Here is a 25,529-nt window from a genome sequence, read left to right on the forward strand (position 1 = left end):
GTTATTCCACTTGTATATTCTGTGTTGCCAGCACCCAGGCGCCATCTAAGGCATTGCCGCGTGCTGGCATAATAATTCGTTTTTCGCTGTCGCTTAGTAACTGCCTGCTTTTGTCTGCCAGTCCACCCAGTAACATCACCGGCAGCTCAGTATCTTGGCGAGTATCAGCAATAAGCTGCAGCACCGCGCTTTTATGACGAGCAAGGATCTCCGTAGCAATTGGGCAATGATTAGCGTGCGGCCATACTCGCTCGCTGAGTGTGGCAAACTCCTTGGCTGTGGCTTCGCGCACCCAAGCACTGATATCGGCCCGGGTCTCCCCCACCTCTTTAGCTATAGTGGCTATCAGCCCATGTAGCGGTTGCTGCCTGTCTACCGCCTGCATCAGTGCTTGTACCGCCATGGCCCCTAATCGCGCTCCGCTGCCACCATCGCCCAGTGTAAATCCCCAGCCGCCGACGAGCTGTAACTGGCCATGGCTATCCAAGCGCGCGCCCACCGAGCCGGTCCCTAATGCCACGCAAGCCACCGGCGCACCTAAATTTGCGCCCAGAGCAGCGGTCACGGCATCCGAGGTCACACGGGTATCAGCAAAAGCGAATGTCTCTAAACGCTGCAGCAATGCGGCTCGATTATACGGATTCCCAGCGCCAGCAACACCTATTATACACTGGGTATGGTGCGCCGGTATGGCTGTAGTGTTCATAATGCTTGCCACTTGCTGCATCATACGCTCACAGCTCAACTGTAAATCGTAACTCAATGAGCTCCCTGCACCTTGTTCAGAAGCAATCACTTCGCCATTGCGATTAAATACTGCTAGGGCGGTTTTACTGCCGCCGCCATCAACGGCTAACACATAATTATTCATGGCTGCTCCGCCTATTGGGGCGACCCAAGGCACAGACTAACGTGGCAAGTAAGGTGCCTAAACATAACTGCCAAGTAAATCCGAGGTTAAAGTGCCAAGCGCTTGGCAATAGCGCCGCTTGCACATAAGGCTGCATCAATAAGGTGGCGACAAAGCCAATAACCAGTGCCGCTAACACCGATGACTCGCTGCCGCGATGGAAAAACACCGAATTAATGTACACCCCTAATAATCCGGAATAAGAGAACACCATGACGCTGAGGGCAAATTTTAATAACGGCATTTGCGAGTATTGCTGCCAAAAATAGCAAATAACCGCCATCCCTCCCAGCGCCAGAGACACCACTAACATGGCCCAGCGTCCGGCCACCACATAGTGACTATCGTGTTGATCTGGTTTGCGTTTTTGCCGCCAAGGTTTATATAAATCTTGCACTAATACCGATGCCATTGAGCTTAGCCCAGAGTTCAACGTAGAAATGGCCGCCGCAATAATACCTATGGTAACCAACCCCCTCACTCCTGCGGGGATCTCGTTAAGTACATAGTGCATAAACACCGTGATTTTCTCACCTTGGAACTGCCCCACGCCTTGGCTAGCACCCCCTTGCGCCATAATGTCTGGACGTTGGTAGAAAACAAACAACAGCAAACCAATAATAATAAACAGCAACATCACCGGGATCACTAAGGCGATGGATAATAGCATCGCACGGCTACCTGATTTAGCGTCTTTACAAGTGAGTACCCGCTGGGTCATATCTTGGTCGAGACCAAAGGCGGCAATATTGAGCAGCACAAAGCCAGTAAACACAGACCATATATTAAATACCCCGCTGGCACTAAAATCGAGTTCAAACTTTAGCAGTGCTAGCTTCGAAGGCTGCCCGGGGGCGGGGTTTTGCAACGCTTCAATCACGGTGCTGAAGTCGGCCGGGATCGCCAGCCATAAACTCACAATGACGCATAGGGCGGCGCCGGTATAAACGGCACATTGGATCACGTCTGAGTAGATCACCGTACGAATGCCGCCAAACACGGTGTACAGCAGGCCCACCAAAACCAGCACTAAGGTGGCCATGATCACGCTGCTAGCGGCAATATTGCCATAAAGAATCATCGCCACGGCAATGGCCGCCATATACAGCCGCGCGCCACTGGCAAAAACGCGCCCAAATAAATACATTAAGCCCGCACTGCGTTTGGCTTTGGGGCCAATTTGCTGCTCCAGCAACTCGTACACGGTATACACTCGGTAGCGATAAAAGCGCGGGATCAGCACCTTGGCAACAATGACAGCGGCGATAAAGGCGCCAATGTTAGTCGCTAAATAGGATAAATCCCCCTGATAACCTTGGTCCGGACCGCCGATAAAGGTCGCCGCCGACTGCGAGGTGGCCAACACCGAAACAGCCACCATCCACGTAGGCATTGCATTGCCACCGAGAAAATACTCTGAGCTAGTGGTGGCTTTTTTGCGGTTAAACCACCAAGCGGTGGCGCCGATAAGTAAGGCATAGGCGGCAAAGACCAGCCAATCCAGAGGTTGATAATGCGCATTCATAACCGTATAGGCCTATCGTGGCAGTGCTGGCAGTTGCCAGTGTGTACGTTTGAGAGCATATTCCACACGCGGCAGAATCACCATCAGCGGATGTTTGCGTTGATCGAGCCAGGCTAGTAAACGGTCCATATTCGCCTCGTCCATTGCCGTGCACCCTGCTGTGGGTTTATCTGCGGCACGCCATAAATGCATAAAGATACAACTGCCGGCACCATCTATATTGTCGGGATTATGCGCGACGATAACGCCTTTTTTGTATAGCTCATCTTGGCTATGTATATCTCGACGCATGGCTTCAGATGAGCCTTCAACGGCCTGACTCCCCACCTCCCGCGTATTGACCATCTGGTTATAATAGGGCGAGCCTTTAACGTCTATACAGTAATCGCCGGCATCCATGGCCTGGTATTCAAGCCCGGTTTTCACCGACGGTAAGTAACCAAAGGCCTTACCTAAAGCAAATATCCCGGCGGGTGCTTTACCATCGCCTTCGACTTTTTGTTGACCTGGTTGTGCGGGGTGCAGACCTAGACCCCAGGCCAATCCAGTACGACCAATGACCACGGCACTGGGCTCGCCCGCCCTCTGCCAGCGCTTTTGTTCGCTGCGCTCAAATAAGAGCATGTCGCCTTGTATATCGGTCCATGAGTCAGTTACCACCACCACCAATTGCTGGTTGTTCAGGGTAATGGGTTGTGGCTTAGATGCGGCGCCACCGCTCATTAAGGTACTTATTAGCAGTATTAAGCTTAGTAATGTGTTATTCATTGCCATACTCCATCAGCTAGTTCGATAAGGCCGTCTATCGCCGCTATACCAAGCCCGGCTGTTTGATTAAGGCTAATCAGTGGGCCCGAAAACGTCGCCCCACCCTGGATGGGGTCATATTGCCCCAGAGCCGGACCATCTAAATCAATGAGACTAATTTGCCGTGTTTTTGCTGCAGCCAGGTGAGCCGCTGCCGATACCGCAATACTTCCCTCTAGCATACAACCAATCATGCACGGGCAGTCATAAGTTGCCGCAACCTCACCAATGCGAATTGCACGGCTTAAACCGCCACTTTTCATCAATTTAATATTAATGATATCAACGGCGCCGCGCTCAAGTAGGGTAAACACTTGTTTAGCAGAAAAGGCGCTTTCGTCGGCCATAATCTTCGATTGCACGCGCTCACTGATGTAGCACAGGCCATCAATATCATGAGCTGGCACGGGCTGCTCGACCAATTCCAGTACAATACCTTGGCTTTCAATTGCTTGCAGTGCACGCACGCTTTGCTTGGCATCCCAGCCTTGATTCACATCTAAACGTAAAGACGCTTTGCTATCGACATGAGCAGCAATGGCCTGCACCCGCTTAATGTCTTGCTCAAGCTCGTTGCCAATTTTAATTTTAAGCACATCAAAACCGTTGCTCAGTGCCCTATCACAGTCGCTGAGCATTTTATCTATGCTATCTACACTGATGGTGACATCGGTTTTCAGTTCACTTTGGTGCCCTCCCAGAGCCTGATAAAGCGGCACACCTAAACTTTGGCTCCATAAATCATAGAGGGCGATTTCGCACGCCGCTTTGGCGGAATAATTGCCCACCACTGCCGCCGCTAGGTCATCACATAAGCGATTGATATCTTGTATGTGCTGGCCAATAAGCTGATGTTGAAGGACCTGCTCGATAACACTTAGTATCGATTGATGGGTGTCGCCGGTGATAACAGGCGTTGAGGGTGCACTACCATAACCTCGGCGGCCACATCGAGTGTCAATAATCAGCACTAGGTCATCAATATGCGTCACCGTGCGCAGCGCCGTTTTAAATGGCGTATGTAATGGCACCGATAAGCGTGCAAAATGCACAGACTGAATGATCATTGCTCTGCTCCTTGAGCAATGCGCTTAATCGCATAGGTGCGCTCAAGGTAAGAAGTGGTGCTATTTAGGTGCAAGGGTAATAGGGGCGTTACCGACACGCCATTGAGCTCGCCATCGTAAAACTCGCCATTTTGCTTGATATAACCTAGACCTTTCACATCGTGAATGACATAAGGTTGTCCTTGGTATGAACCAATATACATCATCACATGGCCAGGGATGTAAATAAGGTCGCCCACCTGCATTTGCGCGATAACCTCGCGCTTTTGTGCCTCAGTACTGTCTTTATCAAAGCGCCAGTTGTGGCCATAGTCGGTTTTACCTTGCCACGATGAATTTCGCGGCATCCACACGCCAAAGGCCTTGTAAATTTCACCGACAAAGCCGGTACAGTCACGGGCATTATAGTCATGCCCCCAGCCGTAGCGTTCACCTAAAAACTTAAACCCTTGGGCTATTAAATGGTGCGCAGTGAGCGGCAAATAACCTAAATGCACATCGGCACTGCGCGGTATTAAGCCTTGAGCAAAGCTCAAGGTGCCATCGTCATTGCGCACAGGCAATGTCACAATATAACTGGCAAAGCTATTTTGCCCATGAGTTAGGTGCTTAACCTGCTCTTTTGGGGCTAGCGGCAAGCGTACACCCATATCCAATTGTACCTCGGAAACACGAGGCTCATTAGGAACATAGGTGGTTTCTACTTTATCACCGGTCACTACGATAAAATCATCAGCTTGAGTGAAGGTACGGATGCGGTTCTTATCACCAACCGCCACTGCGGAGCGTTTGACCCAAGCGGTATAGTTATAGGCTGCCACCAAATACCACTGACCATCAGCACTTTCATGCAATACAGCGACAGGCTCCGCCGGAAACGCCCCGGTTTCTTGAAAGCGATCTAAGTCGATATCCATTTCACTGTTTAACACCCTGTCGGCGGTTGGGAAGGTACGCAATGAGGTGCGCTCAACAATCAGTCCAAAGCGCACCGGGTTACTATCAGTCACAGCATCAATATTGGTATTGGCGTGATAACGCGCAAAATCAGCCCGTTCAAGTTGCTTGCCATCAACATAAAAGCGAGGACTTGAAGGCGTACTACTGGTGTTACTAATATAACTGCGTAACGCCTTAGCAGAGAGCATATCAGGCATTGCTAGGGGATCGATAATGTAAGGGTTATTATTGATGAGGCTGCGATTGAAGGCTTGGATTTGCGACTGCGACATCAGCGGCTTACTATCACTTTGGCGTTGCAACCAAAATTCAGGATTAAGCATGGGTTGCTGAACTAAAGGCACATCACTTATAAAAGGGGCGTAATTGCTTTGTTGGGCAACACTTTGCTGGGCAACACTGTGCCCTGCACCTAAGGTACAACCTAAAACTAACGCACACACTATCGATACCGGGGTTTTTGTCATTGTTATGCTCCGCATCACCTTGATAGCGCGCCGATTGGGCGCAACCGTCACAGATTAAATAAATGGCTTAAATTCATCCTATCAAAATATTATAAAAACAAACAACAAAAGGAATATTTTATTCCTTTTTAACAATAAATCGTCGATGGGTCATGATTTCAATTTAGCCTTAACGAGCTGTAACCTGCTCTAGGCAATAACTGTGGAGCGAAGCTTTAGTTTATTGACATAGGTAGGTGACAAACAAGCAAGAGCACAATCCCACCTGACGCGCCATTTTCGCAGTGAGACAAAAGGTAGAGAAAGGAAGAAAACAGTGCAGGACGGCGAAATTGTCAGACTGAAGTCTGACCTACAACGTGAGATAAACCGATGGATAAATAGCTGAGCGGCTTAACTATCAACTAAAGAGTAGAGGGTTATATTGCGGGCATAAAAAAATCAACTTATCGTTGGTTTGTTATCACTTCTCTTTAAAGGAAGTGGCGGGTGCAAGACGATGAAATCCTCAGACTGAAGTCTGACCTACAACGTAAGATAAACCGATGGATAAATAGCTGAGCGGTTTAACTATCAAGTAGAGAATAGATTGTTATATTTAAGGCATAAAAAAACCAACTTGCGTTGGTTTGTTATCACTTCTCTTTAAAGGAAGTGGCGGACGCAGGAGGATTCGAACCTCCGACCGCCTGGTTCGTAGCCAGGTACTCTATCCAGCTGAGCTATGCGTCCGTTATATGTGTGAACTTACGTTCTGAATTTATCACTTAAATGATGGCGGACGCAGGAGGATTCGAACCTCCGACCGCCTGGTTCGTAGCCAGGTACTCTATCCAGCTGAGCTATGCGTCCGGTACATAAAAGTGATTTATAGATATTAGACCATCTTGAAGGAAGATGGCGGACGCAGGAGGATTCGAACCTCCGACCGCCTGGTTCGTAGCCAGGTACTCTATCCAGCTGAGCTATGCGTCCGTATCTATAAACAAAGAAAGCCATTTAAAATAAATGGCGGAGAAGGAGGGATTCGAACCCTCGATAGGGCTACAAACCCTATACTCCCTTAGCAGGGGAGCGCCTTCAGCCACTCGGCCACCTCTCCGTCTTTGTGGGGCGTATAATAAAGGTCTGAGCAAATATGTCAAACACTTTTATAGCAAAATCAATCCATCTGCTCAGACTTTGCCCACAACCGCTAAAAAGGCATAAAAAATGACCCTTAAGGGCCATTTTTGGGGCGTTAAACATCTAAAAATAAGCACTATTGATCGCTTGTTGGCTTATCACTCTGCATTCTCTCGACGGCTTCTAAATCCTCGCTAATTTCGCGTAGAAACTGGTCGCGATATCCGAGTAATTCAAACTCGCGAATACACTCGCGATAATAAGCTTGGCGCTTCTTATCCACTGGAATTTCTGGTAAAAAATCGTCGTTTTCCATTTGCCACACTCCCTTTTAATTTTATTTAGCGCATCGACTACGCCTAAATATTAGCCTAAGGACTTACAAATAATAGCGTGGCAAATCACAGCTTAATTAAAGCTGAAATTAAAAATCTATATATATCATTAGGTTAATAAACAACAATACAGAAAACAGGGACTCAATTGCGAGGGGACGAGGGACTTTTTGAGACATATCGCACACAAGAGGTACAAAAAACGCGGCACTAAGGCCGCGTTTTTTAAACAATTTAAGCTGTTACTCTTGTTCAGGGCGCATATGCGGGAACAAAATAACGTCTTTAATCGTCGGCGAGTCAGTAAACAACATAACTAGACGATCAATACCGATGCCCTCACCTGCTGTCGGTGGCAAACCATATTCAAGTGCACGAATATAGTCATCATCGAAGTGCATGGCTTCATCATCACCGGCATCTTTTTCTTCAACTTGACGAGCAAAACGTGCGGCTTGGTCTTCAGCATCATTAAGCTCAGAGAAGCCGTTGGCTAACTCACGTCCACCGACGAAGAACTCAAACCGGTCGGTAACGAATGGGTTAGCATCGTTACGACGTGCCAATGGTGAAACTTCCCATGGGTATTCGGTAATGAAAGTCGGTTGAATCAACTGGTGTTCTGCTGTTTCTTCAAAGATTTCACACATGTACTTGCCCGCGCCCCATACACAGTTGTCAGGGATCTTGACATGAACTTGCTTGGCATAGGCAATCAACTGCTCTAGGTGATTTTCAGGGTCTGCAAATACCTGAGCGTCAAAATCAGGGTTGTACTTGATGATTGCATCGGCCATGCTCAAACGCGTAAATGGCTGACCAAAGTCATATTCTACACTGTCGATTACTTCACCGTCGTCATTCTTAGTAGTATTGACGATAGTGGTGGTACCCAATACGTCTTGCGCTACGGTGCGCAGCATATCTTCGGTCAAGTTCATGAGATCATTGTAATCAGCATAGGCCTGATAGAACTCGATCATGGTGAATTCAGGATTATGGCGTGTTGATAACCCTTCGTTACGGAAGTTGCGGTTAATCTCAAATACCCGGTCAAAACCACCGACGACCAAGCGCTTTAAGTAAAGCTCAGGAGCGATACGCAAATACATATCAATGTCTAACGCGTTGTGATGAGTCACAAACGGACGCGCTGTTGCACCACCAGGGATGACCTGCAGCATAGGGGTTTCTACTTCCATAAAATCACGCTCAGCCAAGAAGCGACGGATCCCCTCTATGATCTTCGAGCGAACGCGGAAAGTCTCACGCGTATCCATGTTAGTGATCAAGTCAACGTAACGCTGGCGATATTTGGTTTCCTGATCAGACAAGCCATGGAATTTCTCTGGCAATGGACGTAAAGACTTAGTCAGTAACTCGTACTCATGCATATCAACATAGAGGTCACCCTTGCCTGATTTATGCAAAGGTCCAGCAACGCCAATAATATCGCCGATATCTAGTTGCCCATATTTAGCTTTAAGATCTTTTTGTACATCTTTTGAAGCGTAGGCTTGTACGCGACCTTTCATGTCTTGCAACACCATAAATGGACCACGCTTAGCAAGAATACGCCCAGCAACGGCCACCTGATGATCAAGCTCAACTAATTCTTCTTTCGACTTGTCGCCAAACTCGGCTTGAAGATCAGCAGTGTAATGTTTTCGACGGAAACCATTTGGGTGGCCGTTAGCACTGCAGTTTTCGCGAATGGCGTCGAGCTTGGCACGACGCTCAGCAATTAGTTTATTTTCGTCTTGAATTTGATCTGTCATTTTCTAGCTCTATTGGTTTGGCGTTACATTACAGGCCTGATTTAAGGCTTGCTTCAATAAATTTATCAAGGTCTCCATCGAGTACCGCTTGGGTATTGCGGTTCTCAACACCAGTGCGCAAATCTTTAATGCGTGAGTCATCAAGTACGTAGGAGCGAATTTGCGAGCCCCAACCGATGTCTGACTTTGCTTCTTCTTGCGCTTGCTTCTCAGCGTTTTGCTTTTTCAACTCCAGCTCGAACAGTTTTGCTTTCAACTGTTTCATCGCTTGGTCTTTGTTTTTGTGCTGCGAGCGGTCATTTTGGCACTGTACCACGGTATTGGTTGGCAAGTGGGTAATTCGCACCGCTGACTCTGTCCGGTTAACGTGCTGACCCCCAGCCCCCGAAGCCCGATATACATCAATGCGTAAATCGGCTGGGTTGATATCGATTTCGATATTGTCGTCAATCTCTGGGTAAACAAACGCTGAGGCAAACGAGGTATGGCGGCGTCCGCCAGAATCGAAAGGACTTTTACGGACTAAACGGTGCACGCCTGTTTCCGTGCGCAGCCAGCCATAGGCATATTCACCGCTAATTTTTACTGTAGCGCCTTTAATACCAGCCACATCGCCGTCAGTTGCTTCAACGATTTCTGCCTTAAAGCCTTTCGCCTCGGCCCAACGCAAGTACATGCGCAATAACATGTTGCACCAATCTTGTGCTTCTGTACCACCCGAACCCGCTTGCAAGTCTAAGTACGCATCGTTAGCGTCTTGATCGCCACTAAACATACGACGGAACTCGAGTTTTTCAAGGTGGGCATTGAGTTCTTCAAGTTCAGCTTGGGCTTCTTCGAAGGTCTCTTGATCTTCAGCCTCAACAGCCAACTCCACCAGCCCTTCGACATCGTCAGTGCCGTCTTCAAGCTTGCCGATAGTCTCAACAATCACCTCAAGACTGGCTTTTTCTTTACCTAAAGCCTGGGCTTTTTCAGGTTCATTCCACACTGCTGGGTCTTCGAGTTCAGCATTCACTTCTTCTAAGCGCTCTTTCTTAAGAGCGTAGTCAAAGATACCCCCGAAGAAGCTCTGTGCGCTCGCGAATTTCCTTGATTTGATTAATCACAGGATTCACTTCAAACATGCATGTCACTCCGCAAAATGATGGTGGCGCCAAGGTCTATCTCTTTAGCCATCTTGATGTAAGCATTTACACTTCAAGTATACTGAGAATTCGGCGCATCAATAAAAGCGCTCGATTTTAGCAAAAAACTGCTGCATTTATTAGCGCTTTCACATGATTTTATCTAATTTTATTTGCTCTAAGCCAACTTGCTGTGGCTATTGTTTTTGCAGCTCTCGAACGATCAACTGCAAAGAAAATTGGCCACGAAATTCATTAATGTCGAGCTGGTAAGCTAGGTGCACATAGCGCACTTGGGTATCAGGCCAAGCGCGTACATCGACATTAAAAGCGATAGCATCAAGCACTCGGCCGCTGCTATGGCGCAGCACTAGCTTAAGGTGTTTATCACCAACAACACGCTGTTGCAGCAACTCAAAGGTATGCTCAAAAATGGGCTCTGGAAAATGCTGACCAAAAGGCCCACTTTGACGCAGCAACTCAGCAAACTCCATATTCAAACAATCACTGGGCAGTTCACCATCAGTGAGTAAAATACACTCCTTCGCTTCTTCGGTAAGCACTTTACCTATCTCTTGCGCAAAGGCTTGTTGAAACTCGTTGAATCGCGCTTCCTCAATACTTAACCCCGCAGCCATGGCGTGGCCGCCGAATTTAGCGATCAGCCCTGGGTATTGACCATCGATATGCGCCAACACATCACGCATATGCACGCCATCAATAGAACGACAAGACCCTTTCAGTAGGCCATTATCTCCGGCGGCAAAAATCGCCGTGGGGCGGTGATAGTGCTCTTTTAAACGCCCGGCGAGAATACCAATCACACCTTGGTGCCAATCGGATTGGTACAGACATAACGCATCGGGTGTTTGCGCACTTGTTAAAGAGAGCTTGGCCAGCGCCGCTTGCGCTTCTTGTTGCATGCCCTGCTCTATTTCTTTGCGCTCGGCATTAAGCATATCCAGTTCACCGGCAATGCGCCGAGCGTGATTAATATCCGGTGATAGCAAACAAGCAATGCCTAAGCTCATATCATCTAATCGACCTGCCGCATTTAACCGTGGCGCTAGAGCAAAGCCAAAATCTGAGGCGCTTAAACGCGCTTGCGTGCGCCGTGCCACATCAACCAGCGCTTCGATACCGGGGCGAGTCTTACCACTGCGGATGCGCGCCAGCCCTTGATGCACCAAGGTGCGATTATTCGCATCCAGCGCCACCACATCGGCAACCGTGCCAAGAGCAACAAGATCGAGGAGGTTAGCTAAATTCGGCTCAGGACGCTGTTCATTAAAATAAAGACGCTCACGCAGCGTATGGCGCAATGCGATAAGCACATAAAAAGCCACACCGACACCGGCTATCGATTTTGATGGGAAAGTACAATCGTGACGATTGGGGTTAACAATAGCATCAGCGTTGGGTAATTGTTCACCTTGTAAATGGTGGTCGGTGACAATGACCTTAATACCGGCAGCCTTGACGCGCTCGATACCTTTTAAGCACGAAATGCCACTATCGACGGTGATCACCAAATCAGGAGCCATGGCGACAATATGCTCAGCCAACTCCACACTTAGCCCATAGCCAAAGTTAAAGCGGTCCGGCACCAGGTAATCCAATTGGCTAAACCCAAACATACCCAAGCCTTGCATTAAGGTGGCAGTACTGGTGGCACCATCAGCATCAAAATCTCCGACAATCAGCACCTTGTCTTGGCGCTGTAGACTGTCGCTGAGTATTTCTGCTGCTAATTCAATGTCTTTAAATAGCCGGAAATCGTGCAAGGTATTGGCACGGTTATCTATTTGCTCATTACTATTGACGCCACGAGAGGCATAGATTTGACGAATAACGGGGTGAAGCTTATCGCTTAGGTGGCTGTCATCGACTCGCGGGCGAGCCATTATGGTGGTATGCGCCTGCAAGGCAAACTCCAAAAAAAGGGCCGTCGTTAGATGCGGCCCATTCTACATTAAGATTTGTTATTATTTAACTCATCAATCGCTGAGCTAATTGCAGCCGCAGGCTGATAACCTGGGATCATGCTGCCATCAGATAAAATAATGGCTGGAGTACCGCTGATACCAAAGCTTTGCCCTAATTGGTAGTGCTCTGCCACCGGTGCGTTACAGTTTTCAATTTTTTCTGGTTTTTCACCTGCTTTTGCTTCCGTCAGTGCCTCTTGCTTGTTATCAGCACACCACACATTCATCAGGTCGGTGTACCCAGAGCCACGCAGTCCGCCACGCGGAAATGCCAGATACTGCACGGTAATGCCAGCATCTAGGTAGTCGTCCAGCTCACGGTGTAACTTACGGCAGTAGCCACAAGTGATATCGGTAAAGACGGTGATCTTGCCTTTTTCGTTATCTGCTTTATAGGTAATCATTGAGTTCTGGTATTGTGCGACACCTTCAAGGCGCACATGACTCAGTGCACTTTCTGTTAAGTTTTCACGGTTAACAAGGTCAATCATCGTACCTTGCACAAGATAACGGCCGTCAGCACTGGCATAAAACACGCCCTTATCGGTGATCACTTCCTGTAAACCTTGCACCGGACTTGGATGCACTTGCTTTACATTCACCCCAAGCTCTGCCAGCTTGCTTTGGATCACACTCACCTGCTGCTGCATGGTGTCTTGCGGCTCTACACTAACGCCTTGAGCAAACGCTCCGGCACTGGCACCAGCAAACGCCAGCGCAACAACTAATTTTTTCATAATAAAATCTCTAACTGCTTCTTGCACAATAAACTAGACCGCGCTTATACAAATAAATTCCAGCACCTGAGCAATTTAACCTGTTGCCTAGGCACGGGGGTGATGTTCAGCATGGACCGATTTTAACCTTTCATTGGCCACATGAGTATAAATTTGTGTGGTCGACAAGTCACTGTGCCCTAACATCATTTGTACAACCCGTAAGTCAGCTCCATGATTCAACAAATGTGTTGCAAATGCATGACGTAGGGTATGCGGGGACAAATCTGATTTAATGTTCGCCAACATAGCATAGTGTTTAATGCGATGCCAAAAGGTTTGCCGCGTCATGCCAATACCCCGCTTAGAGACAAATACAAAGTCAGTAGCGAGCTTAACCAATGATGGGCGCGCGTACTTTAAATAACGCTCTAGCCACAACAGTGCCTCCTCCCCCATAGGCACTAGACGTTCTTTGTTCCCCTTACCTTTTACAAACACCACCGCCTGACGCTGATTAACATGCTCCATGCGTAAGCCTATCAGCTCGCTGACACGCAGGCCTGTAGCATAAAGAAGCTCTAACATTGCGCGGTCTCTAAGGCCCATCGCCTCATCACAATCTGGTGCTGCTAGGAGAGCTTCAACGTCTGTTTCGCTTAGCGTTTTAGGCAATGACTGGCTTGGTTTAGGCCGAGATATGGTTTCCATAGGGGAGCTGGGCAAACGCTTTTCTTGCACCTGATATTGATAAAAGCGCTTTAGTGCACTGATACTACGTGCCGTACTACGCGGACTAAGGCCTTTGTCTACACGATAGGCTAAGTAGTGTTCTACGTCGGTGCTATCAATTGCCAGCAGCGCTTGCGGCGCTATAAACTCGCTGAACTTAACGAGATCCGTGCGATAAGCTGACAGCGTATTCTCACTACTACCCTGCTCCAGATATAACGCATCTAAGAACATTTCTATATGCTCGATATTATCGCTGTGTATTGGTTGCTTGTTCACAAGTAAGGCGCTTAGTGTGTATTTACCTATTTGCCATCATATCATAAAGCACGCCATAGATAGTCGCGAGCCGATACGTTAAACTGCGGCCATTACTCACTCAGTTGTACGGCGATTATGAAGATTGGTTTATTTTATGGCTCGACTACCTGCTACACCGAAATAGCAGCGGAAAAAATCCGTGACGTCATTGGTGCAGAGGTGGTGGACTTATACAACATCCAAGATGAGCCTTTGAAAAAAGCTGAAGATTACGAATTTCTAATCTTCGGGATATCAACATGGGACTTTGGTGAAATCCAAGAGGATTGGGAGTCGCACTGGGATGATATCAGTGGCGTCAATTTGAGTGGCAAAGTGATCGCACTTTTCGGAATGGGCGATCAGCAAGGTTATGGCCAGTGGTTCCAAGATGCACTGGGTATGCTCCACGACGAAATTAAGCCCCAAGGTGTACACTTTATTGGCCAATGGCCCAATGGCGATGACTACGAATTTGAGGCTTCTAAAGCGCTAACAGAGGATCAATCTCACTTCGTTGGCTTAGCGCTAGATGAGGACAGTCAGTACGATAAAAGTGATGAACGCATTGCTACTTGGATAGAGCAAATCATGAATGAGTACAGCGCGTTATAACCTTATTTGCTTTCTCATTTACTTTCTCAGCCAGCCGCTAAGATTCACTCAGGTAGGCAGCAATTTGTTGCGCTAGCCACTGGCTTAGCCGACCAAGCTGGCTATAGCGGGTTTGAATCATGCCATAGGCCTGTGATGTCATCGCTTGATCGTACTTCAAAACTTTAACACTGCCGTCGCGTAGATAGGGATTAATTAAAACCGAGGGCACACTGGCAAAGCCGGTGCCATCAAGCACGGCATTGCGCAGATGCTCATAAAAAGGCAACGCGATGTAATTTCCTGAGACTGGAGTAACCGCATGCAGCCCCGTTTCATCAATAGTTGCTAACGCAAATTCGGTATACCTGGACAGGTCGGCTTTAACTACTTGGCTGAGTGTCGTGAGCGGGTGGGCTTTGCTGGCCACGGTCATCATACGAATTTCACCTAGCTTGACTTGATGGCTACTTGTTAGTTGCTGGCTTTGGGGTAACAGACAATAAGCAATATCGACGACCCCTTGCTCCACCATATCGTTGAGCTCCGGCGGCGGCGCCATATACACAGAAACGCTAATACTAGGAAATTGTCTGCTCATTTCATGAATCAGTTGTCGCCAATAAGCCTCAGGGAGAGCATCGTCTCGGGCAATGCGCAGCGAGGCTTCAACGCCTTGCAAGTGCTGATGACAGCGACCGGTGATGTCGTTAGCGATCATCGCCAAGCGTTCACAGTCATTTTTAATCACCTCACCAATATTCGTTAACGAGACTTGATTACCGGTGCGAGTAAGCAGCTCAACGCCAAGTTCATCCTCAAGGGCGGTGAGTGCCGAGCTTAACGTCGTGCGGCTTTTGCCAATTCGTCGCGCCGCCTCTGCAATCGAGCCCGATTCGCTGATAGCGAGAAATATTTCAATTTGACTGACTTTCATACCGTGCCGCAGATATCTTGCTGGTTTTATTTACCATAGCAAGTTTATGCCTTCTCAGCGACGTAAATATCGTCGCTCAGCGGCTTTGGAAGTGAGTTCTATGACATTACACTGGCAGCACGTTGTTAATTGCTATTGAACACATTCCCATTGTGAGGTGGTTTATGGTGTCTCCTTTAAATACTCAGAAGCTATTGCTGTTTTCTTGCATAAGCGCGCTTTTACTAGCCTTATTAGGCCTCATTTTGGGTCTATGGTTAGACTCCTTGGTGATTTTATTTGACGGTGCTTACTCCCTTGTCAGTGTGTTATTAACGGCTATCTCACTGCTTACCGCCGCATATATAAATTCGCCAAGCTCTCAACGACGTGCCTTACTAAGTCAGCGCTTACCCGCCATTGTTATTGCTTTTAAGGGGTTTGTTATCGCACTGATGTGCAGTGTGTCTTTTATCTCTGCCCTGCTGGCTATGATGGATGGTGGTCGCACTATCAATACTGCGGCCGCACTGCTATTTGGTGTCATCAACCTGCTTGCTTGTCTAGGTGCTTACACAGTGATTAAAGCCCAAGCTAGTGCATCTGCTTTGGTAATAGCTGAAACCAAGCAATGGTTTATGGATGCGGTGATCAGCGCTGCGGTTATCGCCGGATTTTTCATCGCAGCCCTGCTCACTTATTTCGATTTAAGTGTGTATGCGGCCTACGCCGACCCCATTATGGTGATTGTTGCCTCCGTCTACTTTATTGTTGTGCCTGTAAAAATGATGCTTGCAGCGCTTAAGCAATTACAAACCTGCCCAGTGCAGCGTAGTTACTGTAGCTGTGAGTTGGATTAAATGGACAATTAACTTGGCAAGAAATTGCGGTAATAAAAGTCTTACGAAGCCTTTGCTATCTAGATTCATCTTTAGGAGTGTGGTGTTATCATGGAGGAATGGGCCATAAACCCGTAGACAAGGTTTTAAAATTGAGAAGGATACTCTAAATGTCGATAACATGCCTAAACTGTGGACACAAAATATCTCTCGCGTGGTTTGAGCTATCTTCTCATTCCACCAAATACAGGTGCGTGAAGTGCAAGTCGCTTCATGAGTTTACTCAAAGAAGAAAATACACATCGGCTATTTCAGTCCTCTTGATGCTCGCTTTAGAAAGAGCGCTGAGTGATTTCATTACCTTGGATGTGTTAAGAGTGGCGTTAGTATTGCTACTCTCGCTAGGCGTTTCACTATTGATTCCTGGCTTATATAAGTTATCGAAAGAGTAACTTTTGCACATTCCGATTGAACCCAAAACCTTAGGGCTACAATTTTACCTTAGTACATAAGGTAAAAAATGGTCTTTAACCTATCGGCTAACCCAAGTCAGAGTGATTTATCCGCTCCTGACTTGGGTAATAAAGGCTAAAAACTTTGTATGAGTGCGGTATCGCTATTGAATTCAAAGGTGTTTATTTTGCCACATTGTGCAAAATGATTTGCGCTCGCATAAGGGCTATTCGGCTGGTTAATATCCCCCTCCCAGCCTTGGCCATTGCGCACAAAGGCTTTAATTTCAAACCAACCATTTACCGCGCGGCTACAATCCATCTCAACATCCAGCATCCAATAATGCGGCCCCCACGTATTAAGCGTTGTCACCCCATAACCATCAACACTCACGGTGCGCTCAGTGCCCCAGTCGCTGGGCCAAAGGTCGGTGGTCCAGTCGGTCGCACTGCCGGGAGCATCACTACTTTGCCCCGCCTCAGTACCATACCAATCAAGGTAGTTATCATTGATTTTCCACGGCGCTGTGGTGGTGTTCCGTAGGTTGTTGTGACGAATAGGCATGGCACATTGGTAGTTACTGGTTTGGCAATCGCGCCCTTGTGTGGTGTTGGCATAGTGGTGGTCAATGCCGCCGCGTAGAAATAGATCCTCGCCGCTTGCGGTGGCTGCCTTGATAAAGATCACCGTGCGCTGCCAGTCACCGTCATCTACGGCAGGTAATTTGGCTTGATGATGAATAGCCATCGCATCCCAAGGGGCCACATCAAGGTTAATAGTGCCATCGGGTTGTACGGTAATAACCTCAGCGCTACAGCGACTGCCATCTTCACTCAGCGCACCTTTAAGTACATTGCAATAGCGTCCTGGAGCCATGTCGGTGGCGATCGTCGCCTGCAACGCGAAATCTTCCTTGTTAATGGCCACATGCCCGGCATCCGCCCGGCCAAAGGCTATTTGGTTATTACCATTATCCCACCACTGCGTCACTTGCCAGTGCTCGGTGGTGTTATTGCGAAAATCCACGCCACCGGCGATATAAGACCACCGGTGTTCGCACTGCCAGTTGCTGCCAAAGCACTCTAACTCGCCGTTATTATGCACCGGCACACTAGGCCCACCAGCGTCGGTATCGCCATGATAGTCATAACTCGACATCACCTTGGGGTAGCCATAGGGATAGGCAAGCATAAATACGTTCGCTAAATCATATAACCGGCCATCGGCATAGGTGATCACATTACCGCCCCCGCCGTGACCACGTTGGTTATCGTGATTATCGACGAACACCACCGCTGAGGAGCTCGGCATAAACCCCCACCCTTCACCAAAATTGCTCAGCCAGGCGAGTTTGCCATTGCGAAAGGTGTTGCCAAGCTCGGTGCTGTATTTAAATTCGGTGACCAAGCCTGTGGCCAGATATTCCGAAGCGCTGACAGCCTCACCGCCTTGATCAATCACCTCTTGGAATACCACCGGGTTGCCTACCACCTTGCTCATTAAGCTGGCAATATCATCTGCCGCAACATGTTTCGCAGCATCAAAACGAAACCCTTTCACCCCTAAGCTTTGCAGTGAGTTAATGTAATTGGCTAAGGTGTTTTGCACATACTCGGCATCGGTGTTTAGGTCCGCGAGGCCCACCAATTCACAATGCTGCACCCGCCAACGGTCATTGCCATAATCTTCAGGATTGATAGCGCAGCTAGTATGGAAGTCTTGTGGGCTGTAATCTGGGAAATATTTATCTCCATAGCTGTGTCCTGCCGTGCCAACACCACTGCCCGCCGCCATGTGATTAATCAGGGTATCAACATAGATATCCACGCCGGCCTCGCCACAACGCTGGACCATATCAATGAACTCGCTGCGATTGCCACCGCGACTGGTGAGCTCATAACTGACCGGTTGGTAGCGAGTCCACCATTGGCTGCCTTGGATATGCTCATTGGGCGGTGACACCTGCACAGCAGCGTAGCCTTTGGGGCCTAAGAACTGCTCACATTCTTGAGCAATATCTGGCCAACTCCATTCAAACAAGTGAACAAAGGTGGTCGGGGCGGCATAACTTGTCGCCGGGATTGCAAGACCTAACGAGAGGCTCGCAGCGAGGAGGGTTTTAGTTGTCATAGTGTGTCTCATTTTCGTTATTAGCCTGAGCTTAATTTACAAAAATTTAACACTAGACTGAGTGCATCACTGTGGCAATTGAATACGTATTCATTACCGAAACAAAAGCACTGAAAAATCAAAAACGCAGGTAAAAATCCTGACACAATGCGCGATACTCGGCGCTGTAATCATCGCCTTGATGGATCACCAACTCGCTATAATGGCAATCACTTTGCTGCCAACTCCACTGCATTAAACAGCGCGTTACGGCTTTAGTGGCGGTGGTTTTCACTCGACAACAACGGCGTAAATATCCCCCTTGTTGCAGCACCAATTGATTTAATTGCTCGGCGCCAGATAGTGGCAAAATCACCGCCAATTCAGTCTGGCTGTGGCTGGCTCGCTGCCACACACCCAGTAGTTCACTAAAAGGTAAACTATCGGTATGGCGCGCCAACGTGCGTTTGTCGCTACCGGCTTTAAGGGCATTATCGAAATACGGTGGATTACTGATCACTAAATCAACCGCTTGCTCGGGCGTGAAGGTATTAGCATCACAGCGGCTTATAGCCACCTCAGGCCAAGGGCTCGCAGCAACATTAAGCTGTGCTTGAGTGCAAGCATCCGGTTCAATATCAATGCCGTGCACACTCGCGTCGGGCGCCCGCTGCTTAGCCATTAACGCCAGTAGCCCTGTGCCCGTGCCCACATCCAATATACGCCGCGCCTGGCTGACATCGGCCCACGCACCGAGCAAGATGCCATCGGTTGAGACCTTCATGGCGACGTTGTCTTGTGCGATGGAGAAGCGTTTAAAGTTAAATCCTGCCACTTTTGCCCTTTGTGTTTGTGTATGTGCCACGTATAATTAACGCAATTGTCCTTCATTTTGACTCCTTTATGCAATTTGCCGATTTTGATCTTGATGCCGCGCTTTTAAAAGCCATTGATGCCATGGGCTTTAGCAAAGCCACCAGCATCCAACAGCTCGCCATCCCAGAGGCCCTTGATGGTCGCGACGTACTTGCGGGTGCACCAACGGGCACAGGGAAAACGGCAGCATTCTTGATCCCTGCAATTCAATACTTACTCGACCACCCGCGTCGTAACCCAGGTTTCGCTCGCGTGCTGATCATGGCACCAACGCGCGAACTTGCTTACCAAGTCCATGAGCAGTGTGAGAAGCTCGCAGCCCACACGCATCTGAAAATTGGCGTGGTGACCGGCGGCATCAACTACGGCAGTCATAAAGAAATCTTTGAAAAGAACAATGATGTGCTGATTGCCACTCCTGGACGGTTAATGGAGTATTTGGATACCGAAAACTTCCACGCCGAGGATGTGGAAATGTTGATCCTCGATGAAGCCGATCGCATGCTAGATATGGGCTTTCGCAAAGAAATGCTGCGCATCTGTGAGGAAGCCAAAAACCGACGCCAATGCCTGCTATTTTCGGCCACCTTGGAAGGCGAAGCAGTTGAAAAGTTCTCCGCGCGAATCCTTAATGAGCCCGCGAAACTTGAAGCTTCGCCCTCGCGTCGCGAGCGCGGCAAGATCTTACAATGGGTTCACTTGGCCGATGATTACGAGCACAAGTTGGCACTACTGACCCATCTATTGAAACAAAGTGATGTGGAAAAGGCCGTGGTGTTTGTAAAAACCCGCGAGCGTTTAGAAAAGTTAGTGGGCGAGCTTTATACTAATGATATAAAAACCACATGGCTACGTGGCGAGATGCCACAGGATAAACGCATGGCAGCCATGGCTAGCTTTCACAGTGGTCGCACTAATATTTTGGTGGCCACAGATGTCGCCGCACGCGGCATTGATGTCAGCGATATCAGCCATGTCATCAACTTTGATATGCCACGCACGGCCGATGTATACGTGCACCGCATTGGCCGCACGGCCCGTGCAGGTAAAAAAGGCACCGCTATTTCCTTGGTTGAGGCCCATGATGTGGCCATGGTTGGCAAAATAGAGCGTTATACCGATCAAGTACTGAAACGGCGCAAAATAAAGGGCTTAGAGCCACAACATAAAGAGCCTAAGTTGCCACCGAAAAAGAAAAAAGATCCGGTCAAGATCAAAGCCAAGCGCAAAAAAGCCAAGGCTAAAATCAAAGCCAAAAAGTAGTTAAAAAAGGCCTCCCTAAAGAGGCCTTTTTACTCTCTAGTTAATGGGATAACTCGGCTTGTCTTTGCCCTCAATGAGCCAGTTGACCCATAGTTTGCCGTCATCACCTTGGCACATAGACACAAAATTACGAGCGCGAATGTACTTTGCTGAGCCAAATGGGCGCAGCATGGAAGCCGTAATTTGCTCCCCTTCATCAATGTATTCCAAATCGTCATTGGTGATCGCACAAATCCCGAGCCACTGCATAAAGGTCGGCGCCGGGTGCACTATCCCCGAGGACACCACTTGGTGAATTTTCACCACGCCTTGAGATTGTGGCGCCCTGATCACTCCTAGAGCTCCCACATGCACATCCCCCGACAGCAACACAGTTTTGCCTTGACGTTGCTTGGCATTATCAATGAGTCGCATAATTAAACGAGCGCGCTCCCCTTCATGCTCTTTTGCCCGCCAATGATCTTTTAAATCATCGGTCAGCTCTTCTTGCCAAGGGGTGGCATCAACCGCACGCTCAGCGAAAGAAAAATCACGATAGACCACAGGCACCGCACTCATCACCAGCAAATCTCCTCGCTGGCATTGGCTATCGAGGTAATCGGTCACATGAGCCCAACAAGTATCCGACATCACCTGGCTTAAACTGCGCTCAGAGCGGTTATCCAGGGCCAAAATATGATAATCGTGAAATCTCAGCGCAAATGAAAAGTCACAACCTTGTTCACCGGCAAGTAAACCGTGGTTATCGCTGCCGCGTAATTGCAACAAAGTGAACACCTTACGCGCCGCCTCATAGATACACTGATACACGGGGCAACTCTGCAAATCATCAGGGTAACTCCCCCAGCCATCGAAAATATCGTGATCATCCCACATCATTAACGATGGCACTGAAGCCAGCATCGCCGCCATTGGCGCTTTATTCCAGCGAGCTAAATACAGTTGGCTATAAAATCGCGTCACTTGGTTGCGCATCTCTTTACTAACTTGGCGCGTTATTTTCTGCTCTTTATCAAGTTCATTCCAACGCTGTAATGTGGGGACTTGAGACCATATGGAGTCAGCGTAAACCTGATCGCCTCCCATTAACAGCAGTGAAAATGGCGCCTGTTGGTGTTGTGTGTGCATTTCACGCCATAAATAGTAAGGTTTTTCTGTGGCATTCATCATCTTATAATCGGAAAAACCATTACATGAGGCATAGGCTAAGCGCGGCTTTTCTCCCTGCTCAGGCACATAAAATGTCCACAGCTGTTGGCCTTGTTGGTCTGCGGCGTCCTCGCCGTGGATAGTAATGTGGTAATCAAGGTAACCCGAGGTTTCCAGTTCGATACGGGCTTTCCATACCTTCCCCGCACTGAGGGAACCGATTTCAACTGCCTCTAAATTCTGCCCATCCACCGCAACATGACATTGCTGCACATTGTTATCGGTCACAAAGACAAAGGTATATAGGGTATCTGATTCAAGGCCAAGAATAGGCCCCAATAATAGCTTGGCTGACATTATCTCCCTCCATGGCATACAAATGAGTTGTCGCTCATTACCATAGCAGAAACACAGCAATAAAAAAGCCGCTCATCAACAGCGGCTTTTCGTGCAGATTAATGCTTATTCAAAGACGGTGTCGACCGCTAACACCTCTATATTCTCAGCGGGAATACGCAAAGGGTAGCGTTGAATTTGCTTGTCTTCGTCAAGCAGCGATTGCGGTTTCTCAGTGTTGTACTGCAGCGGTGATTCCTGCTCCGAGGCCAGTCGTTGCTGCATATCGGCGCCATCTCCAGTAACAAACACATAGTGCATATTGTCGCTTTGTAGATTCTCACTGATCACCCGATTTATATCTTCGACGCTTAGGCTACTGAGCTGCTCACGCACATAGTCGACAAAGTTATCGGTGTCGTAAAAACGACTATCTAGGGCATAGCCTAGCTGTCGGTCTTGGCTGGCTACCAGTTGCGGCACATAGTTACTTAAGAAGTTTCGCGTTGCTTCAAAGTCCGCTTCGCTCATGCCATTGGCAATGAGTTTATCGAGCTCGAATAAAGCGGTGCGAGTAGCAAAGTGAGCATCGTTATTTGAGCGCAGCGGCCTTAACCATACCTGGAAGATTTGCTCAGAACGCCCTAGGTTGGCATCCGGTTTAGTTTGGAACATACCACGAGGGAAGTACTCGATGTAGGCATAGTCGCCATAGTTCATCCCCCGAACCTGACGAATACGCTGGAATAACTGGGCGTTCGAGTTACGGTGCTCACCTAAGTATGAGCGCACTAACCATAATGCTGTCCAGTCTTTATGCGATCGCGTGGTATCGATAGGGAAGCCAAACGACACTGCCGTTGATTTTGCCGACTTTTCGACAATAGTAGCGTAACGCCCATCAAGCGCTGGAGCGTCAGGCACATTAAGGCGGCGTTGCTCACCTTTTGGTAAGCCCTGTAGGTCCGTTAACAGCTGCGTTTTCAGCTCTTGTGGCATGGCTCCAGTAATACCCAAGTGCAGTTTACTTTGGGTCAGCTGTTGCTGATAAAAGGCCCGCACATCCGCTAAGGTAATATTTTCCAGATCAGATAAGTCGCCGTAATTATAACTTTCATAGGGGTGACCTTGATACAGCTTGCTATACAGTACCTCCTTGCCCAGCTCCTCATCGTTAGACGCTTTTAAGCCTGATTTAATGCTATCGACAAGCTCCTTTTGCAGCCGCTGGAAATCGTCTTCGCGAAACCCTGGGTTTAGCAATTGCTCGCTCACCAAGGCATACCATTTGTCAGCATTGTCTTTATGAATACGACCACGAAACGACATCATTTCCTTGTCAATTTGATAGCTAAAGCTCCCCGCCATGGGGTATAAAGCCTTTTGAATATCTTTATAGCTTTGTGACTCACTGCCGCCTTTGGCAATCATTGCCGCAGTCAGTGCCGCCAGACCTTTTTTGCCCTCTGGGTCGGCAGCCGCGCCGGTGTAGAATAACCAGTTAACATCCACCAGCGGCGAACTATTCGTGTTATCGAGCACGGTAAAATGGCGCTCGGTAGGTTTACTTTGATGCTCAGCGACTAAAGCATCAAGGCGCACCTCGTTGGCAAAGCCTGCGACCGACTCACTAGCCGACATCGTCACCGTGGTGCGGTTATTATCGACAAAGTACTTATTCGCCATAGTGCGAATATCTTCGGCACTAATGTTATCGGCAGTGGCATACAAGCTGTTGATCACCTCAGGGTCACGCTCGAAATGCATGTACCGCGCAAGGGTTGAGGCGATGCTTTGTGATGAATCTAAGCTATTAATAAAGCTATATTTTTGGTGCGATTTCAAGGCTTGTAGTCGGCTTTCATCGACCAACTCTGTACGTGCCTTAGCATAAGTGCGGTTGATAGCATCGCGCACGGTGGTGAGGTGCTGCTCATCATCCACCTTCACAAACACATGCATCAAGCCTGGATCTTTGGTTTCCGGGTTGTAGGTGAACATTTGGCTAGCAATTTGTTTATCAACAACCAGCTCTTGATACAAATCTGAGTTCTCAGAAAAGTATAGTTGAGAGAGTAAATCAAGCGCCGCGCGGTCTTTTTTCTGCGGCTGCCATGCTGCACCTTTGTATGACACTAATAACCAGTGCCCGGGTAGCCCTTCGTATTGCTCATGCACATAACGAGGCGCCTGTTGTTGCGGTTCAACAGGAATATCGGCTTGATAATCCCCTTGCTGCCAATTGCCCCAGTGCTTTTTCACCATCGCAATGGTCGCTTGCGGGTCAACATCACCGACGATTACCAAAGAGACATATTCCGGCTTATAAAAGCGCTCGAAAAAGGTTTGCCCGTATTCACTTTGATCCGGCATGGCTTCAATATCGGCAAAAAAGCCCATGGTGGTGTGTTTATAGGTATGCTTATCAAAGGCCTCATTACGCACCGCCGCTAGTAACTTACGGATAGGACTGGCGTTGTTCTTTAAGTATTCGCCTTTGACGGTCAGCGCTTCGGTACGGAATTGCTCTTCACTGTAACTCAAGTTTTGGAAGATATCCGCTTCAATTTCTAGCACCTTATCGAGGTGCTCTTTGGAGAAGTTAAGGTGATAATTGGTGTAATCATTCGTGGTGTAAGCGCGGTTATCGACCCCGGAGTTTTTCAAGATATCTGCATATACATGTGCAGGAAATTTCTCAGAGCCTTTGAACATCATGTGTTCAAAGAAGTGTGCAAAGCCGGTTTTTCCTGGTTCCACCTCATTACGTGAGCCTACGGACACCGGGATTTGTAATGACACTACATCGGGGTAGTCTGTTTTCACCACCATGACTCGCAGGCCATTATCAAGCTCTTCAAGTACATAGTCTTGGGAGAACACTGCTTGTGACTGTGGCGCGGCCTCAGCAGCCGTTGGGGTGCTGGTCGTCGTTTGCGTGCTTTGGCAACCGCCAAGAGTGAGCGCGAAGGCGACACCTGTCGCTAATAGAGAAAGTTTCATCTTCAACCTTGATGTTTTGTTGTTTTTTAGCTTCCTCATTATGCAATAAATCACATCGCAAACGCACCTTAGGGGTGTCACTTTGCTGTAAACAAATATGTCAGCCACGACAAAATGGGTATAACGGTCAGCTCATGCTGAATAACGCTTTAACTTG

The 25,529-nt window shown here is 48.3% G+C and carries 19 protein-coding genes and 4 tRNA genes; 3 read left to right on the forward strand and 20 right to left on the reverse strand.

The genetic code is table 11. The annotated features are described in order from the left end of the window. Position 1: 1 nt before the first annotated feature. The 15 genes from FIU82_RS11755 to xerD form a co-directional block, all read right to left on the reverse strand. Positions 2-871: a BadF/BadG/BcrA/BcrD ATPase family protein gene (locus FIU82_RS11755; RefSeq protein WP_152441137.1), complete on the reverse strand. Its 870-nt coding sequence runs from the start codon at positions 869-871 to the stop codon at positions 2-4. Next, positions 864-2,435 (reverse strand): sodium:solute symporter, encoded by a 1,572-nt coding sequence (locus FIU82_RS11760; protein ID WP_152441138.1) that lies wholly within the window; start codon positions 2,433-2,435, stop codon positions 864-866. Before FIU82_RS11760 ends, FIU82_RS11755 begins: the two co-directional genes overlap by 8 nt. 12 nt (positions 2,436-2,447) lie before the next feature. Beyond that, a complete protein-coding gene (locus FIU82_RS11765; RefSeq protein ID WP_253946316.1) occupies positions 2,448-3,203 on the reverse strand; it encodes a L,D-transpeptidase in 756 nt (251 codons plus the stop codon). Further along, positions 3,200-4,309 (reverse strand): dipeptide epimerase, encoded by a 1,110-nt coding sequence (locus FIU82_RS11770; RefSeq protein ID WP_152441140.1) that lies wholly within the window; start codon positions 4,307-4,309, stop codon positions 3,200-3,202. Before FIU82_RS11770 ends, FIU82_RS11765 begins: the two co-directional genes overlap by 4 nt. Further along, complete coding sequence (locus FIU82_RS11775) at positions 4,306-5,736, reverse strand: SH3 domain-containing protein (RefSeq protein ID WP_152441141.1); 1,431 nt, start codon at positions 5,734-5,736, stop codon at positions 4,306-4,308. Before FIU82_RS11775 ends, FIU82_RS11770 begins: the two co-directional genes overlap by 4 nt. A gap of 655 nt (positions 5,737-6,391) precedes the next feature. Beyond that, positions 6,392-6,468 (reverse strand) — tRNA-Arg (locus FIU82_RS11780). Positions 6,469-6,511: 43 nt separating this feature from the next. Then, positions 6,512-6,588 (reverse strand) — tRNA-Arg (locus tag FIU82_RS11785). A gap of 46 nt (positions 6,589-6,634) precedes the next feature. Then, positions 6,635-6,711, reverse strand: a tRNA-Arg gene (locus FIU82_RS11790). Between the two features lie 34 nt (positions 6,712-6,745). Next, positions 6,746-6,838, reverse strand: a tRNA-Ser gene (locus FIU82_RS11795). A 159-nt stretch (positions 6,839-6,997) separates the two neighbouring features. Further along, the gene (locus tag FIU82_RS11800) at positions 6,998-7,177 is read right to left on the reverse strand and encodes a hypothetical protein (protein WP_022943327.1); all 180 of its coding nucleotides are present in this window, start codon (positions 7,175-7,177) and stop codon (positions 6,998-7,000) included. A gap of 261 nt (positions 7,178-7,438) precedes the next feature. Beyond that, on the reverse strand, positions 7,439-8,974 hold the full coding sequence (gene lysS, locus FIU82_RS11805; RefSeq protein ID WP_022943328.1) for a lysine--tRNA ligase: 1,536 nt from the start codon (positions 8,972-8,974) through the stop codon (positions 7,439-7,441). 28 nt (positions 8,975-9,002) lie between these two features. Then, a protein-coding gene (gene prfB, locus FIU82_RS11810; protein ID WP_100229275.1) for a peptide chain release factor 2 occupies positions 9,003-10,101 on the reverse strand; the annotation gives its coding sequence in 2 pieces (ribosomal slippage) (positions 9,003-10,025 and positions 10,027-10,101; 1,098 coding nt in all). A gap of 197 nt (positions 10,102-10,298) precedes the next feature. Then, positions 10,299-12,005: a single-stranded-DNA-specific exonuclease RecJ gene (gene recJ / locus FIU82_RS11815; protein ID WP_152441496.1), complete on the reverse strand. Its 1,707-nt coding sequence runs from the start codon at positions 12,003-12,005 to the stop codon at positions 10,299-10,301. Between the two features lie 68 nt (positions 12,006-12,073). Beyond that, on the reverse strand, positions 12,074-12,823 hold the full coding sequence (gene dsbC / locus FIU82_RS11820) for a bifunctional protein-disulfide isomerase/oxidoreductase DsbC (protein ID WP_022943331.1): 750 nt from the start codon (positions 12,821-12,823) through the stop codon (positions 12,074-12,076). A gap of 87 nt (positions 12,824-12,910) precedes the next feature. Further along, entirely contained in the window at positions 12,911-13,768 is an 858-nt protein-coding gene (gene xerD, locus FIU82_RS11825) for a site-specific tyrosine recombinase XerD (protein ID WP_081604351.1), read from the reverse strand. Between the two features lie 162 nt (positions 13,769-13,930). Here xerD and fldB point away from each other — a divergent pair, with 162 nt between their 5' ends. Continuing rightward, positions 13,931-14,449, forward strand: coding sequence for a flavodoxin FldB (gene fldB / locus FIU82_RS11830; RefSeq protein WP_152441142.1), 519 nt, complete (start codon positions 13,931-13,933; stop codon positions 14,447-14,449). Positions 14,450-14,486: 37 nt separating this feature from the next. Here fldB and FIU82_RS11835 read toward each other — a convergent pair whose 3' ends face one another. Next, positions 14,487-15,365 carry a LysR family transcriptional regulator gene (locus tag FIU82_RS11835; RefSeq protein WP_138508949.1) on the reverse strand — a complete coding sequence of 293 codons (879 nt, stop codon included), beginning with the start codon at positions 15,363-15,365 and terminating at the stop codon, positions 14,487-14,489. A gap of 245 nt (positions 15,366-15,610) precedes the next feature. Between FIU82_RS11835 and FIU82_RS11840 the strand changes: the two genes are divergently transcribed. Continuing rightward, entirely contained in the window at positions 15,611-16,204 is a 594-nt protein-coding gene (locus FIU82_RS11840) for a cation transporter (protein ID WP_253946317.1), read from the forward strand. Positions 16,205-16,771: 567 nt separating this feature from the next. Here FIU82_RS11840 and FIU82_RS11845 read toward each other — a convergent pair. Then, on the reverse strand, positions 16,772-18,766 hold the full coding sequence (locus FIU82_RS11845) for an alpha-amylase family protein (protein WP_138508947.1): 1,995 nt from the start codon (positions 18,764-18,766) through the stop codon (positions 16,772-16,774). Positions 18,767-18,884: 118 nt separating this feature from the next. After that, complete coding sequence (locus FIU82_RS11850; RefSeq protein ID WP_138508946.1) at positions 18,885-19,580, reverse strand: tRNA1(Val) (adenine(37)-N6)-methyltransferase; 696 nt, start codon at positions 19,578-19,580, stop codon at positions 18,885-18,887. Between the two features lie 68 nt (positions 19,581-19,648). Between FIU82_RS11850 and srmB the strand changes: the two genes are divergently transcribed. Continuing rightward, positions 19,649-20,884 (forward strand): ATP-dependent RNA helicase SrmB, encoded by a 1,236-nt coding sequence (gene srmB / locus FIU82_RS11855; protein WP_138508945.1) that lies wholly within the window; start codon positions 19,649-19,651, stop codon positions 20,882-20,884. A gap of 36 nt (positions 20,885-20,920) precedes the next feature. Here srmB and FIU82_RS11860 read toward each other — a convergent pair whose 3' ends face one another. Further along, on the reverse strand, positions 20,921-22,390 hold the full coding sequence (locus tag FIU82_RS11860) for an alkaline phosphatase D family protein (protein ID WP_152441144.1): 1,470 nt from the start codon (positions 22,388-22,390) through the stop codon (positions 20,921-20,923). Positions 22,391-22,495: 105 nt separating this feature from the next. Further along, entirely contained in the window at positions 22,496-25,372 is a 2,877-nt protein-coding gene (locus FIU82_RS11865; protein ID WP_152441145.1) for a pitrilysin family protein, read from the reverse strand. Between the last annotated feature and the right edge of the window lie 157 nt (positions 25,373-25,529).

Source organism: Pseudoalteromonas sp. THAF3, assembly GCF_009363775.1.
GTDB classification, from domain to species: domain Bacteria; phylum Pseudomonadota; class Gammaproteobacteria; order Enterobacterales; family Alteromonadaceae; genus Pseudoalteromonas; species Pseudoalteromonas ruthenica.

What these genes read in the sequence shown, in the direction of transcription:
- FIU82_RS11800 (WP_022943327.1), bottom strand. Translation starts at nt 7,177, where the DNA reads ATGGAAAACGACGATTTTTTACCAGAAATTCCAGTGGATAAGAAGCGC.
- FIU82_RS11860 (WP_152441144.1), bottom strand. Translation starts at nt 22,390, where the DNA reads ATGTCAGCCAAGCTATTATTGGGGCCTATTCTTGGCCTTGAATCAGAT.
- dsbC (WP_022943331.1), bottom strand. Translation starts at nt 12,823, where the DNA reads ATGAAAAAATTAGTTGTTGCGCTGGCGTTTGCTGGTGCCAGTGCCGGA.
- FIU82_RS11865 (WP_152441145.1), bottom strand. Translation starts at nt 25,372, where the DNA reads ATGAAACTTTCTCTATTAGCGACAGGTGTCGCCTTCGCGCTCACTCTT.
- lysS (WP_022943328.1), bottom strand. Translation starts at nt 8,974, where the DNA reads ATGACAGATCAAATTCAAGACGAAAATAAACTAATTGCTGAGCGTCGT.
- recJ (WP_152441496.1), bottom strand. Translation starts at nt 12,005, where the DNA reads ATGGCTCGCCCGCGAGTCGATGACAGCCACCTAAGCGATAAGCTTCAC.
- FIU82_RS11760 (WP_152441138.1), bottom strand. Translation starts at nt 2,435, where the DNA reads ATGAATGCGCATTATCAACCTCTGGATTGGCTGGTCTTTGCCGCCTAT.
- FIU82_RS11770 (WP_152441140.1), bottom strand. Translation starts at nt 4,309, where the DNA reads ATGATCATTCAGTCTGTGCATTTTGCACGCTTATCGGTGCCATTACAT.
- FIU82_RS11835 (WP_138508949.1), bottom strand. Translation starts at nt 15,365, where the DNA reads ATGAAAGTCAGTCAAATTGAAATATTTCTCGCTATCAGCGAATCGGGC.
- srmB (WP_138508945.1), top strand. Translation starts at nt 19,649, where the DNA reads ATGCAATTTGCCGATTTTGATCTTGATGCCGCGCTTTTAAAAGCCATT.
- fldB (WP_152441142.1), top strand. Translation starts at nt 13,931, where the DNA reads ATGAAGATTGGTTTATTTTATGGCTCGACTACCTGCTACACCGAAATA.
- FIU82_RS11845 (WP_138508947.1), bottom strand. Translation starts at nt 18,766, where the DNA reads ATGACAACTAAAACCCTCCTCGCTGCGAGCCTCTCGTTAGGTCTTGCA.
- FIU82_RS11765 (WP_253946316.1), bottom strand. Translation starts at nt 3,203, where the DNA reads ATGAATAACACATTACTAAGCTTAATACTGCTAATAAGTACCTTAATG.
- FIU82_RS11755 (WP_152441137.1), bottom strand. Translation starts at nt 871, where the DNA reads ATGAATAATTATGTGTTAGCCGTTGATGGCGGCGGCAGTAAAACCGCC.
- xerD (WP_081604351.1), bottom strand. Translation starts at nt 13,768, where the DNA reads ATGTTCTTAGATGCGTTATATCTGGAGCAGGGTAGTAGTGAGAATACG.
- FIU82_RS11775 (WP_152441141.1), bottom strand. Translation starts at nt 5,736, where the DNA reads ATGACAAAAACCCCGGTATCGATAGTGTGTGCGTTAGTTTTAGGTTGT.